Origin of the sequence: Photorhabdus australis DSM 17609 (assembly GCF_000711895.1) — a bacterium.
GTDB lineage: Bacteria > Pseudomonadota > Gammaproteobacteria > Enterobacterales > Enterobacteriaceae > Photorhabdus > Photorhabdus australis.
In genome coordinates this window covers 1-13319 of sequence record NZ_JONO01000059.1, presented here as the reverse complement: position 1 = coordinate 13319, position 13319 = coordinate 1, and the positions used below count along the sequence as shown (strand labels likewise).

The window sequence follows — 13319 nt, the reverse complement described above, 5'->3', positions numbered from 1 at the left end:
GCTTACCCCTAACTAAAGAACCGCGCGAAGTGCTTCGCGGATAAGTGTTTCACAATCTGCCCCCGGTTTAGCAACCTTACTTACCATTCGGCTCGCTTCCTGTGGTTTATAGCCCAGAGAAACTAATGCAGCAGCGGCTTCTGTTTCTATATCAGCATCCGAAGTAGTCTGTTTAGCTGTAGCTGGCAGATTAATGTCACTGTTCTGATTGAACAAATCGCCATTAAGCCCTTTAAAACGATCTTTCATTTCAACTACCAATCGTTCAGCGGTTTTCTTGCCCACACCAGGCAGTTTAACCAGAGAAGCAATCGCCTCTTGCTCAATCGCAGAAACAAATTGCGGCGCAGACATGCCGGAAAGAATCGCCAGTGCCAATTTAGGCCCTACGCCATTGACTTTAATTAATTCACGGAACAGCGCCCGCTCTTGCTTATCATTAAAACCATAAAGTAATTGCGCATCTTCACGCACCACAAAGTGAGTAAACAAGACCGTTTCCTGTCCGATATCAGGCAATTCATAAAAACAGGTCATCGGCATATGCACTTCATAACCCACACCATTCGTTTCCAATAAAACTAACGGTGGTTGTTTCTCCAGCACAATTCCTCTGAGACGCCCTATCACTTGTTTACCCCCTGAAAATAAAACTGATTATTCTACTAATGCTTATAACATAAAAAAGGCTGGATGCATATCCAGCCATTACTTTAAACGTCCACGTGCCAGAATTAATCTTGGGTCACCAACACGCAAAAGATTCTGATTAAAATGACAATGGGTTATCGCAATCGCCAATGCATCTGCCGCATCCGATTGCGGATTAGCAGACAATTTCAGCATAGAACGTACCATATGTTGAATCTGACTTTTTTCAGCAGCTCCAGTTCCAACAACAGTTTGTTTCACCTGTCGGGCGGCATATTCAAAAACCGGTACAGATTGATTAACCGCAGCAAGAATGGCAACCCCACGTGCCTGTCCTAATTTCAAAGCTGAATCCGGGTTTTTCGCCATAAATACTTGTTCGATAGCGAAAGCATCCGGTTGGAATTGCGTAATAATTTCAGTAATACCGGCATAAATGCGCTGTAATCGGCTCGGTAGATCATCAATTTTGGTACGGATACAACCACTGCCAAGATAAATCAGATGGCGCCCTTGCTGACGGATCACACCATAACCCGTGACACGAGAACCTGGGTCGATACCTAAGATGATCGCCATATCTGTTTATTCGCCTTTACTCCATCAATAAAGGGGATAAAAACGTTAGAGAAAGTGCCCTGAACAACAGCACACTTTCTCTACGCTGTACAACCCGATTGAAATTACAGCAAAGCCGCAACTTCATCAGAGATTTCACCATTATGGTAAACCTCTTGTACATCGTCTGAATCTTCCAGCATGTCGATCAGACGTAGTAACTTAGGCGCGGTTTCCGCATCCAATTCAGCTTTAGTCGAAGGAATCATTGAAACTTCTGCTGATTCAGCAACAAAACCTGCTGCATCCAACGCATCTTTCACATCACCAAAAGTTTCTGGTGTCGTGTAAACATCAATAGCGCCATCATCATAAGTTTCTACATCATCCGCACCCGCTTCCAATGCTGCTTCCATAACCGCATCTTCATCCAGCCCCGGAGCATAAGAAATCACCCCTTTCTTGGTGAACAGATACGCAACAGAACCATCAGTTCCCAGATTACCACCAGTTTTGGTAAAAGCATGACGAACGTCGGAAACAGTACGGTTACGGTTATCACTCAAACACTCAACCATCACCGCAGTACCGCCTGGACCATAACCTTCATAAATGATGGTTTCCATGTTATCCGCTTCATCGTTGCCAACACCGCGAGCGATAGCACGGTTCAAAGTATCGCGGGTCATGTTGTTGGACAGCGCTTTATCAACTGCCGCACGCAGGCGTGGGTTAGATGCAGGATCGCCACCACCTAAACGAGCAGCCGTTACCAACTCACGGATAATTTTGGTGAAAATCTTACCGCGTTTCGCATCCTGTGCGGCTTTACGGTGTTTGGTGTTGGCCCATTTACTATGACCTGCCATAAGGTTCTCCGATAAAATATCTATTCATATAGACTCAAACCTACTTTCAATAGGTTATTAATCAATAACAAATTCTTCAATCGCCTGCTGATTGCTCCATGACTTAGTGAGCTTTGCCGCTTTATCCGCTTCCAGCCACTGATAAGCCTGGTGTTCAGTCAACAGGAGTTCACGTTCTTCAGGCAATGCCAGACAGAACCAGTACTCTTTATTACGCGTGATTCCCGGAGCATAGCGATGGCGCAAGTGGGTAAAAATCTCAAAATAAATGGAACGTTGGCAATCTATCAATTCGAGATTTTCACCTACGATATCAATACCAACTTCCTCTTGCACTTCACGCAATGCCGTCTCACGCGGCGTTTCATTTCCGTCAAGGCTGCCTGTCACAGACTGCCAGAAATCAGGATCATCACGCCGCTGTAACATTAGCACCCGTCTGTTGGAAAATGCATAAATAACCACCAGAACAGACTCAGGGCGCTTATAAGTCATTATTCACTCTCTTTCCTAGCAACCACCGAGATTGACAGCTCTTCAAGTGCCGCTGTATTGGCATAGCTTGGTGCTTCAGTCATCAAACAAGCGGCAGCCGTTGTTTTAGGGAACGCGATGACATCACGGATGTTGTCAGTACCTGTCAGCAACATCACCAGACGGTCAAGGCCAAACGCCAAACCTGCGTGTGGTGGCGTGCCAAATTTCAGTGCATCCAACAGGAAGCCAAATTTTTCCTGCTGTTCCTGCTCATTGATACCCAAAATGCGGAACACAGCTTGTTGCATTTCATTACGGTGAATACGCACAGAGCCGCCCCCTACTTCATAGCCATTGATCACCATATCGTAAGCATTAGCAATCGCTGAAACCGGATCTTGCACCAATTCCTCTGCTGACATATTACGCGGTGAAGTAAATGGATGATGCATTGCACTCAGACCACCTTCTTCATTATCTTCGAACATTGGGAAATCGATTACCCACAACGGTTGCCAACTATCCAATTTCGTCAGATTTAGGTCACGACCCAGTTTCAGACGCAACGCCCCTAACGCATCAGTGACCACTTTTGCACTGCCAGCACCAAAGAACAGGATATCACCATCCTGTGCGCCAGTACGAGAAAGCAGACCTTCAATCACTTCTGCATTGAGGAATTTGGCTATCGGACTTTGTACCCCTTCCAGGCCCGCAGCCCGCTCATTAACTTTTATCCACGCCAACCCCTTAGCGCCATAAATTCCAACGAATTTGCCATATTCATCAATTTGTTTACGGCTCAGTTCAGCACCACTTGGTACCCGAATCACCGCGACACGGCCTTTACTATCATTTGCCGGTTCAGCAAAAACGCTGAATTCCACATTCTTAACCAGATCAGCAACGTCGACCAATTCTAGTGGGTTACGCAGATCCGGTTTATCTGAACCGAAACGGCGCATCGCCTCTGCGAAAGTCATGATCGGGAAATGCCCCAGATCAACGCCTTTAATTTCAAGCCACAGTTCGCGGATCATTTTTTCCATGATTTCCCTTACCTGCTCGGCAGTCATAAAGGAAGTTTCCACGTCGATCTGGGTGAATTCTGGCTGGCGGTCTGCGCGCAAATCTTCATCACGGAAACATTTAACAATCTGATAATAGCGGTCAAAACCGGACATCATCAGCAATTGCTTAAATAATTGCGGAGACTGAGGCAATGCATAAAATTTGCCTTTATGAACACGGCTTGGTACCAAATAGTCACGCGCACCTTCCGGGGTCGCTTTAGTCAGCATCGGGGTTTCGATATCCAGGAAATCCTGACTGTCCATGAAACGGCGAACAAAACTGGTAATTTTAGCGCGAGTTTTTAAGCGATTTGCCATTTCAGGACGGCGCAGATCAATATAGCGATATTTCAGACGCTGCTCTTCACTGTTAATCTGATTGCTGTCCAATGGTAGAGGTTCGGAACGGTTGATGATATTCAGGCTTTCCGCAAAAACCTCGATTTCACCGGTAGCCATATCTTTATTGATTTGACTGTCAGGACGAGCGCGTACAGTACCTGTGATTTGAATACAGAATTCATTGCGCAGTTCAGAAGCCAGAGAGAATGCTACTTGCTGATCCGGGTCAAAAAATACTTGAACGATACCTTCACGATCACGCATATCAATAAAAATCAGTCCACCCAGATCACGGCGGCGGTTTACCCAACCACAAAGAGTCACCTTTTGGCCTTCATGGGTCAGATTCAACTGCCCACAATAATCAGTACGCATACAATATCCTTTTACTCGGCTGTTGTGCTGTTGCTGCGGAAACTTTGGCATCGTTCTTGAACTTCAAAAATTCAGAACGGTCAAAAAAGGCCGCTATTATAATAGAAATTCTGCTCAGAGATAAGGGCAGGCAATATCCTTGCTTATACAATTTCCTTGCTGTCTGATAATCAGACAATTTATTTTCAATGACTATTTTTTTATAGCGACAGTTTTATTTTTGCGGTTTATCATTACTTAATTGGCCAATTTCGGTTAGGCAATGGAGTTAAAAATGGTTAGCTCGCTTTATGTTGTGTTGGGCGCACTATTATTGATTAAGCTGTCTTTTGATGTGGTTAAATTAAGGACACAATATCGTGTCTCATATGGAGACGGCGGCTTCTACGAATTACAAACAGCTATCCGTATCCATGGCAACGCCGTGGAATATATTCCTATCTCTATGTTATTACTGGTCATAATGGAGATGAATGGTTCAAATGTGTGGATGATACATGTTTGTGGTTTGATCCTACTCATCGGAAGATTGTTACATTATTATGGCCTGCACCACCGCGAGTTCCGCTGGCGACGTTCAGGCATGGTAGCAACCTATCTTTCAATGGTACTAATGATCATGGCTAATATTTACTACTTACCTTGGGAGCAGATATTTTCTCTTTATGTCTGATATTTTCGGCATTATTTGACAGGCAGCAAGTTCTGCTGCCTATTACTCCAACCGCCGCTGTTCCATATGAGGCAGACTTTCCAGCGTTGATATGCAAGCGAGTCAGTGTTATGTTTTTTTACCACTCATTGGCGAGGGTATAAACTGCATTTCCGGCCCGTTTACCAATAACAATTACCAGCAAAATAATCTTGCTATCATTCACTTCATAAACCAAACGGTAGCCAGAAGACCGCAATTTAATTTTGTATCGGTTAGCTCGCCCACTTAACTTTGCTGACGGCACATGAGGGTTTTCTAAACGTTCAACCAGTTTTTTAGCTGTTCCTTAACTGGATTAGCTAACTTCTTCCACTCTTTTAAGGCCCGCTTTTCAAATTGTAGGCTATAGCTCATCGAGGTTCACACTGACAAATTCAGCATCTTTTAAACGTTCATCCGCAATTCTATTTAGTGCGGCATCCTCAGCCAGTTCCTGATAGTAGGCGAATAACTCAGGCGGCACACAATAAAACGCAGGTTCATTCCGATTAAGTATTGCGACAGCCTCACCTTCTCCCTGCAAATAGGTCCCCATTGGGTTACGTTTCAAATCGGTAATACTTGCCGCTAAATTTGTTAAGATCTGATATGCCATACACCACCTCGCGCTTTTATGTAAGCAAACAATAGGTCATTTAAAAGTGCTTTTCAATGCGTCTTCACTTTTTTATATAAATCAGAAGATCCCCTATGCTAACTGACCATTAAAGAAAGAGAAAATTGGTTCAAGGTCAAGCTTTACATCTGTTAGAATGCCGCCTTCTATTTTTTCTGATAATCAATGCTGTTATGTCAAATCAAGATCCCCACAATCAAAGGGATAGCCTGTTTGCAGCGCCTATTGCCAATTTAGGTGACTGGAGTTTCGATGAACGGGTTGCTGAAGTTTTCCCTGATATGATCCAACGTTCTGTGCCAGGTTATTCAAATATCGTTTCTATGATTGGTATGCTGGCCAGTCGTTTCGTGACATCAAACAGTCAAATTTACGACCTGGGTTGCTCTCTTGGCGCATCAACCTTGGCAATGCGCCGCAATATTACAGCGGAAAACTGTAAAATCATCGCAGTTGATAATTCCCCCGCAATGGTAGAACGCTGTCGTCGCCATCTTGATGCTTTCCGCGCACAAACACCTGTTGAAGTCATTGAAGCTGACATTCTTGATATCAACATCCAGAATGCTTCTATGGTCGTGCTGAATTTCACCTTGCAATTCCTCAACCCGCAAAATAGGCAAAGTTTACTTAATCGGATTCATCAGGGATTACGTCCCGGTGGCGTTCTGGTCTTATCAGAGAAATTCAGCTTTGAAGATCAACAGATTGGCGAATTACTGTTTAATATGCATCACGATTTTAAGCGTGCTAACGGATACAGCGAACTGGAAATCAGTCAGAAACGCAGTATGCTTGAAAATGTGATGTTGACCGATTCTGTCGAAACACATAAATCCCGCCTCTATCAATCTGGTTTTGAACATGTTGAAGTCTGGTTTCAGTGCTTTAACTTCGGCTCATTACTGGCGATAAAAGGAGCCAGTCAATGATCGATTTCAGTAATTTTTATCAACTTATTGCGAAAAATGATCTTAAACACTGGCTTAATTGCTTGCCGGCTCAACTGGATGAGTGGCAAAAGGCCGCCCTGCACGGCAGTTTTAAATCGTGGGTAAAAACCCTGGAAAACCTGCCAGAAATTTCACCGACCAAATTAGACCTGAAAAATGGTGTGATCGCAGAACGCGATCCCGCTCTATCTGAAGGTGAAGAAACTTGTATTACCAATATATTGCGAGTATTCATGCCATGGCGCAAAGGGCCATTTTCTCTTTATGGCGTGAATATTGATACCGAATGGCGTTCAGACTGGAAATGGGAGCGGGTGCTGCCCCATATTTCCCCATTAACAGGCCGAACAATTCTTGATGTTGGCTGCGGCAGTGGTTATCACCTATGGCGTATGGTGGGTGAAGGTGCTGAACTTGCCGTAGGTATCGATCCGACTCAGCTTTTTCTCTGTCAATTTGAGGCTGTCAGAAAGTTACTGGGCTGCGACCAACGTGCTCACCTTTTGCCTTTAGGCATTGAACAGTTACCGGCTTTGACCGCTTTCGATACGGTTTTTTCGATGGGTGTTCTCTATCACCGCCGTTCCCCTCTCGATCACCTCTGGCAATTGAAAAACCAACTGGTATCCGATGGCGAATTAGTACTGGAAAGTCTGGTGGTTGAAGGCGATGAAAATACCTGCTTAATCCCTGGCGAACGCTACGCCCAAATGCGTAATGTTTATTTCATTCCATCGGCAAAGATGCTGAAAGTCTGGCTGGAAAAGTGCAGTTTTGTCGATGTAAGAATTGTTGATCAGGCTGTTACAACCACGGAAGAACAACGCCGTACTGCATGGATGAAAACAGAATCATTATCTGATTTTCTTGATCCTGCAGACAACAGTAAAACTATTGAAGGTTATCCAGCGCCTCTGCGTGCGGTATTAATTGCCCGCAAGCCCTGATAATTTAAGAACTGGCTCAACAGGGTCAGTTCTCAAATTTACTTAACGGTAGGATTTATTCAAATAGAGTTAGGCTCAACATCCCCTTCATCACCTCTACTGCCCCACCATCAACACAATAATGTGAGAACTCATCCGCTTCACTATCCGCACTCATCGTCACTCCTGCTTTGCGGTAGGTCATGGTAGAAGGCATAATCCGACCTGCTGAGCTGTGAACTTCCGTTAGCCCTATATCAGTAAATTTATGGATATTACTCAGACGAACACCGGCACCCGCCATAATAATCGGCCCTTGACTGGCTTGATGAAGCTCTTTTAATAATGGCAATCCCAATTCAGCATTTTGTTGCTGACCGGAAGTCAAGATTCGCTCAACACCAAGCTGCGTTAGCTGGTCCAACGCCACATAAGGATTAAAGCACATATCAAATGCACGGTGAAAAGTGACAGCCATATCGCCAGACAATGCCATCAATTGCTGCATACGTGGCAAATCAATATGTCCTTCTTCATTCAATATGCCAAAAACAACACCTACAAATCCCATATCACGGATCTGAGCGACATCACTTTTCATCACCTCAAAATCTGAGTGGCCGTAACAAAAGTCTCCCCCTCTTGGACGTACAATGGGGTGTACAGGAATACTTAATTGCTCAATCGCCTGCTTTAATGTACCAGAACTCGGTGTTAATCCTCCTTCCGCCGGACTGGCACACAGCTCTATCCGGTCAGCCCCGGCCTGTTGCGCGATCAATGCACAACCTACGCTAAAACAACAAATTTCTAACTTTGTCATCAGAAGTTCCTTAAACACCACGTCATTAGCAAGCAGTGAATCTAAACGATTCAATAAATCAATTCACTAACTATGACATTTAACTATTTCCAATGATTTGTAGGAAATCACAAGGTCAGAATTTTTCTCTGAATCGTAGGGATGAAAAAGTTACTTTTGCTGACTAGTACTCATTTTTAATCATTTCACGCAATGTAAATGGGTGAAATTTGACAGAGATCTCATTATTAGAAATCGCTAAGGTAGGATTAGGCAACCGTTCTTGCTCCCCTTTAGGCTGACTCTGTTTAACTATCCCCAACTTGGGTGTATATTATATTCAAGTTGGGGACAGATGGATAAACGATGGAAGCGATATTTATTGAACTACCACCCTTTGAACGTTACCGCCATAACTACCTAAGTGATGAGGAGTTTCGAGCCTTCCAAAATATGCTGTTGAAAGATCCAACAGTAGGAGACGTTATCCAACACACTGGCGGATTACGTAAGGTACGTTTTACTGATTCGCGAAGGAAAAAAGGGAAACGGAGCGGTATTCGGGTAATTTACTATTGGTGGGTATCTGAATCGCAATTCATGCTTTTCACTATCTACGATAAAGATGAAATGTCAGATTTGACTAAAGAGCAACGCGAATCTTTACGTCAAATGTTAGAAATGAGAAAAAAGGGGACATAAATGAGCCGTGATCTATTTGCAGAACTCAATGAAGGAATGAAAGCTTGGGAGGAAGCTAATAAAGGCAAACTCACATTGAAAACACACAAGAGAGTGTTAAAAAATGATATCACCATCAATCCAGATGAGTTGAAATCCATCCGGAGTAAACTGAATATTTCTCAGGCTGTTTTTGCCCAGTACCTGCATACTGGTGAAACAACATACCAAAACTGGGAACAGGGACGGGCCAAACCAAATAAACAGGCTGTGTTACTGATTAAAATGGTGGAGCGCCACCCGCAGGCACTAGAATTCCTTGCCAGCCTCACATAACGATATCACTTTAATTCATGTGGACAAGAATTCACTTTTAACAATCTCACGCAATGTAAATGGGTGAAACTTGACGGTGATTTCACCATCAGTAATCGCTAAGGTAGGATTAGGCAGCCGTTCTTGCTCCCCTTTGGGCTGACTCTGTTTAACAGAAAAACCTGTCGGCAAAGGTTGCGGTAATAACGCCTTTGCTGTTGCTGATAATATTTCGGGAGCCACAGGCAACACCAGTTCTACATGTTCCCAGCCCTGATGCGGGTAAATTTTCTTACCCGGATAGGGCAATTCAACACAATCAATTTGCCAATTAAGCACCGCGATTGGCTGCGCTAAATCAAACAGGTAAATCGAACGCCCATTAATAATATTTTCTGACATCAGACTGCCACATTGCAAAAAACCTTTATGCCAGCGTTCCGCTACAGATATGTCATGACAACGTAAAGAAATATGATCGGCTTGATATTGCGCAACATTCAAATTAAGCCGCTGTTTAAACCGCGCCAATTTTTGCGCAAATATGGCCAGATCAGCCACTAAATCCTGTAATTCAACAATGGAAGAAAAATGAGTCATATTATCCCAGTTACAATGCTATAGATTGGTACCCTTCCCTTGGCCTCTAACCGTCTAAGAGTTCCAAAGACTTACCGCTATTCAAGCCCCGAATGATACTCTCAATTTATAGCAAATTGAAATTTAGCACGCTCTCAATAAACTCTATGAATTCGCAAGATTCATGCGCTATCCAGCGGTCGTATATTGTTCATCGAGCATCTGCAAATAATCTGCACAGGTCAGGTTGCTAACATCACCTCTATTTTCTAAACGCACTTTTAGCCAATTAATAATCCCTTCCACTAACCGTCCCTCTAGCTCCTCCAGTTTTTCAGCTAATTTTCCGTGGTTTTCCCATATATCACTGGGCTGCATCATTGATAAATGCGATTAAACCTGTTGACGAATACGGCACTGCATCCTTTACCAGATGTTTAATCGGTATAACTAACCGTCACAAAGGGCCGGTTGATTTTCCATTTGCACCAGCCCCCGCCACTAAAAGGTAATTTCGCCTGAAAATAACCGGTTTGTGGGTCTGCCTTCACATCCAGGCGCAATCCGTTATAAGTTGGCACCTTATAAGGTGACATACCCGCATCCAACTGATATCTAAGACAATCTTTTGAGATATACTGCGCAAATACATAGGGTTTGGTGTATTTCGGCGCAACCCCTTCTACGGTAATTAACGGCCCCTTCCCGGCAGATGAAAAGGGAAAAAGCCAGTTAAAAAAGGTATTGCCAAACGCCCAGTAAATAAAAGAGAGAAATAATAAGAGCAACGTTGTTTTCAATATTTTCATACTGACAGTTCCTTTTGATCACAGTGTTCTCGCGTTGGCAGTTAGATAAACTGGTGATATAACATATAACCTTCGTGACATCACTTTATTTTCCAGTAATCAATGGAATCTCTGTTTAAATCAACTCTGCCATCAGGATATTCAACTCTTGAAGGTTCTTTACCCGGTGGGATAATAATTTTAGGCATCTTGGTTTCATCCAATTTAGGTTTATAGGTAATTCTCCATTCCGCTCCTGGAGTTAATCTCAGAGTAAAGAAACGTTGTGCTACCTCACCTTGCAAGAATATTCTTTTGGGGAATTTGTTGACCATTTCCAAAACAGGGTAAATAATCGGACTATAATCCAGAGTATTCAATGCAGCGGTTTCATTGTCTGTTGTCGCCGCATCTTTAATAAATACGGTTAAACCTGTTCCTTCTGCCCCTGGATACTGGGTGGCATCTTTAACCAGACGACGGACATCAGTATAGCCCACCGTCACAAAAACTTGGTTGATTTTCCATTTGCACCGACCGCCACCATTAAAAGGTAATTTCGCCTGAAAGTAACCGGTTTGTGGATTAGCCTTCACATCCAGACGTAATCCGTGATGGGTCGGCACCTTATAAGACGACATATCAGCATGCCACTGAGATTTAAGACAGTCTTTTGATATATACACAGCAGATACATAGGGTTTTGTGTATTTGGGTGCTACCCCTTCTACGGTGATCCACTGATTCTCTTTGGGAGGGGAAAGTGGGGCATCTGGGTCAGCACAGCCTGATATTAATGTGACAAACAAGACTAATAAGTATTTTTTGATATTTATCATGATAAATCTTCCTCGATCCCTATAGCATTACCCGCATAATGTATTAAAGCCAATGGGCCTTGTTTATCCTGTTGAGTACAAATCAAAGCTTGTTTCAACTGGTGATCCATCTGTAAAAATAATGTATCGCGTTGCCGAATATCTGAAACAATATCAGTCCGTTCATTCAACGTTTTTTCAAATAATTGTTCCTGATCTCGGAAGAAATGGTATTTCTCCGGTGCAACCAGTTCTGCTAATCGAGCACCAATATAGCGGGCATATTTTAGTGAGCTGTGGTCAGGGAAGCCCAGGGCATCTTTTAAAGTTGGATTTTCATGTGACGGAAACCATTTGGCCTTATCCTCATCGTTTACCTGCTTAAAAAATCCCTTCTGAATCTCCCCTGCATCCTTCAGATTATTTTCCGTTTCACGGTTTAATGACGGAATTAAATACAGTTTTGTTTTAGTGGGCAAGGTCGTTCTGAGACGCATATGATTGCTAGGATTACGTTCTTCCAACCATTCAATGACCAGATTAATTTTACAAAAGTGCACTATTTTCCCATGATGCAAGAAAATTTCACCACTGCTGGTAAAATCTAATAATTCAACCGGACTAAACAAATAGCCTAGCGGCCCCCAGCAATCATACAGCCAGTTATCCAGATTTTTTTCTGGCGGCAAAGAAGGGATAGGGTCATCTTCATTGACATGGCGGTAATGGGTGATATCTGCCAATTCCCGTATCGCACTGACAGTTAACACTCGCGGCATTCCGTAGCTATAAAAACACGGATCATATTCTTTCAGTTGTGCACTGTGCAGTAATGCCAGTGCACCGCCCAAGCTGTGGCCACAGATAAATAACCTTCGTTTTTGAGCTAATGCAATAATGTCACCGAATACTGCTTTACTTTTATCACTGGAAACTCTTAACTTGCCAACCAGACTAAATGCCTCCCAGAACCCTGCATGTACTTTGCCATGGTGAATAAACTCACTGCACAATGTCTTCTCATCACAACCTAACCCCAAAGGCTGGTACGTCGCATCTGTAAGGGCATCCGTCATGCTGGCCGTCCCCTTCCAACTCACAACTACATCATACGGGTTGGCTACATAAAACAGCTGAGTATTACCCCCTACACCATCAACATTTGATGAATCAATAAACTCCACCCGGGTATAACGTTCACTAAATGGCACACTGTAAACAATAGGAGGGACCGATAATGTCTCTACCTTATAAGGCAACTTCGAAATATCCACCATTTGCCGGTTAAAAAAGTGAGTCACAGATCCTTCAACATTAACATCCCCATCGGCATAAGCCAGCACGCTCATCAAACATTGGTTATAGGCATTGACAATGGAATACTCTTTCTGATGATGCAACAGCAAAACCCAGGCCCGAAACGGACACACTTCCAACACATACCGCTGATTTAACGGATGAACCTGATAGCCTTTTGGCTCCGGATCAGGAAAATGATAAGGCGGTGGGATATCTTTGGGGTCCCACCCTTCAATCACTGGCAACCCATCACTAATCTGCCCGATAGTCACATAGCGATATTGATGGCCTTCGGCTTCTGCTTTTGGTTTCACCACCGACGCCTCTTCTCCCCGTATTGCTCGCAATGGCCGTTGTTCCATCTCATCCGCCAGCGATTGGGCATGGATATACAATTTCACGGGATAAGCTGACAGATCTTCTTCCCGGAGTACCCCGAAACCATCTGTCCTCCCACGGCGCACATGATTCGGTAGTCCTCT

General features: G+C 43.7%; 17 protein-coding genes and 2 pseudogenes. 5 read left to right on the top strand and 14 right to left on the bottom strand.

The genetic code is table 11. The features are described from left to right. Positions 1-12 precede the first annotated feature (12 nt). From ruvA to aspS, 5 genes are all read right to left on the bottom strand, one after another. Positions 13-630 carry a Holliday junction branch migration protein RuvA gene (gene ruvA / locus BO26_RS15135; RefSeq protein WP_036772794.1) on the bottom strand — a complete coding sequence of 206 codons (618 nt, stop codon included), beginning with the start codon at positions 628-630 and terminating at the stop codon, positions 13-15. Between the two features lie 78 nt (positions 631-708). Further along, a complete protein-coding gene (gene ruvC, locus BO26_RS15130) occupies positions 709-1230 on the bottom strand; it encodes a crossover junction endodeoxyribonuclease RuvC (RefSeq protein ID WP_036772793.1) in 522 nt (173 codons plus the stop codon). Positions 1231-1334: 104 nt separating this feature from the next. Beyond that, entirely contained in the window at positions 1335-2078 is a 744-nt protein-coding gene (locus BO26_RS15125; RefSeq protein ID WP_036772790.1) for a YebC/PmpR family DNA-binding transcriptional regulator, read from the bottom strand. Positions 2079-2135: 57 nt separating this feature from the next. Next, the gene (nudB, locus tag BO26_RS15120; RefSeq protein WP_036772789.1) at positions 2136-2573 is read right to left on the bottom strand and encodes a dihydroneopterin triphosphate diphosphatase; all 438 of its coding nucleotides are present in this window, start codon (positions 2571-2573) and stop codon (positions 2136-2138) included. Further along, positions 2573-4345 carry an aspartate--tRNA ligase gene (aspS, locus tag BO26_RS15115; protein WP_036772786.1) on the bottom strand — a complete coding sequence of 591 codons (1773 nt, stop codon included), beginning with the start codon at positions 4343-4345 and terminating at the stop codon, positions 2573-2575. Before aspS ends, nudB begins: the two co-directional genes overlap by 1 nt. Positions 4346-4619: 274 nt before the next feature. On the opposite strand from aspS, the gene BO26_RS15110 reads away from it, so the two are divergent. Next, positions 4620-5018 (top strand): MAPEG family protein, encoded by a 399-nt coding sequence (locus BO26_RS15110; RefSeq protein ID WP_036772785.1) that lies wholly within the window; start codon positions 4620-4622, stop codon positions 5016-5018. A gap of 118 nt (positions 5019-5136) precedes the next feature. Here BO26_RS15110 and BO26_RS15105 read toward each other — a convergent pair. Continuing rightward, positions 5137-5414: pseudogene (locus BO26_RS15105) on the bottom strand (type II toxin-antitoxin system RelE family toxin). Next, the gene (locus tag BO26_RS15100) at positions 5404-5655 is read right to left on the bottom strand and encodes a type II toxin-antitoxin system Phd/YefM family antitoxin (RefSeq protein ID WP_036772782.1); all 252 of its coding nucleotides are present in this window, start codon (positions 5653-5655) and stop codon (positions 5404-5406) included. Before BO26_RS15100 ends, BO26_RS15105 begins: the two are co-directional and overlap by 11 nt. Positions 5656-5849: 194 nt before the next feature. Here BO26_RS15100 and cmoA point away from each other — a divergent pair, with 194 nt between their 5' ends. Both cmoA and cmoB read left to right on the top strand, forming a co-directional pair. After that, positions 5850-6608 (top strand): carboxy-S-adenosyl-L-methionine synthase CmoA, encoded by a 759-nt coding sequence (cmoA, locus tag BO26_RS15095; RefSeq protein ID WP_036772818.1) that lies wholly within the window; start codon positions 5850-5852, stop codon positions 6606-6608. Beyond that, positions 6605-7576: a tRNA 5-methoxyuridine(34)/uridine 5-oxyacetic acid(34) synthase CmoB gene (cmoB, locus tag BO26_RS15090; RefSeq protein ID WP_036772781.1), complete on the top strand. Its 972-nt coding sequence runs from the start codon at positions 6605-6607 to the stop codon at positions 7574-7576. Before cmoA ends, cmoB begins: the two co-directional genes overlap by 4 nt. A gap of 55 nt (positions 7577-7631) precedes the next feature. On the opposite strand, the gene cutC is transcribed toward cmoB, so the two are convergent. Both cutC and BO26_RS22275 read right to left on the bottom strand, forming a co-directional pair. Continuing rightward, positions 7632-8378, bottom strand: a complete 747-nt coding sequence (cutC, locus tag BO26_RS15085) for a copper homeostasis protein CutC (RefSeq protein WP_036772778.1) — start codon at positions 8376-8378, stop codon at positions 7632-7634. Positions 8379-8541: 163 nt separating this feature from the next. Continuing rightward, on the bottom strand, positions 8542-8679 hold the full coding sequence (locus tag BO26_RS22275) for a VOC family protein (RefSeq protein WP_081861917.1): 138 nt from the start codon (positions 8677-8679) through the stop codon (positions 8542-8544). 44 nt (positions 8680-8723) lie between these two features. Here BO26_RS22275 and BO26_RS15080 point away from each other — a divergent pair, with 44 nt between their 5' ends. Beyond that, complete coding sequence (locus BO26_RS15080) at positions 8724-9059, top strand: hypothetical protein (RefSeq protein WP_036772777.1); 336 nt, start codon at positions 8724-8726, stop codon at positions 9057-9059. Further along, positions 9060-9374: a helix-turn-helix domain-containing protein gene (locus tag BO26_RS15075; protein ID WP_036772775.1), complete on the top strand. Its 315-nt coding sequence runs from the start codon at positions 9060-9062 to the stop codon at positions 9372-9374. Positions 9375-9389: 15 nt separating this feature from the next. On the opposite strand, the gene BO26_RS15070 is transcribed toward BO26_RS15075, so the two are convergent. The 5 genes and pseudogenes from BO26_RS15070 to BO26_RS15050 form a co-directional block, all read right to left on the bottom strand. Next, positions 9390-9953: a VOC family protein gene (locus tag BO26_RS15070; protein ID WP_036772773.1), complete on the bottom strand. Its 564-nt coding sequence runs from the start codon at positions 9951-9953 to the stop codon at positions 9390-9392. A gap of 168 nt (positions 9954-10121) precedes the next feature. Further along, the gene (locus BO26_RS15065; protein ID WP_036772770.1) at positions 10122-10313 is read right to left on the bottom strand and encodes a hypothetical protein; all 192 of its coding nucleotides are present in this window, start codon (positions 10311-10313) and stop codon (positions 10122-10124) included. Then, a pseudogene (locus BO26_RS15060) lies at positions 10300-10741 on the bottom strand (hypothetical protein); the annotation flags it as partial. The pseudogene BO26_RS15060 and the gene BO26_RS15065, both read right to left, overlap by 14 nt. Before the next feature lie 80 nt (positions 10742-10821). Then, a complete protein-coding gene (locus BO26_RS15055) occupies positions 10822-11559 on the bottom strand; it encodes a hypothetical protein (RefSeq protein ID WP_036772766.1) in 738 nt (245 codons plus the stop codon). Next, on the bottom strand, positions 11556-13319 hold a 1764-nt coding region (locus BO26_RS15050), incomplete at its 5' end, for a lipase family protein (protein ID WP_036772764.1). The genes BO26_RS15055 and BO26_RS15050, both read right to left, overlap by 4 nt.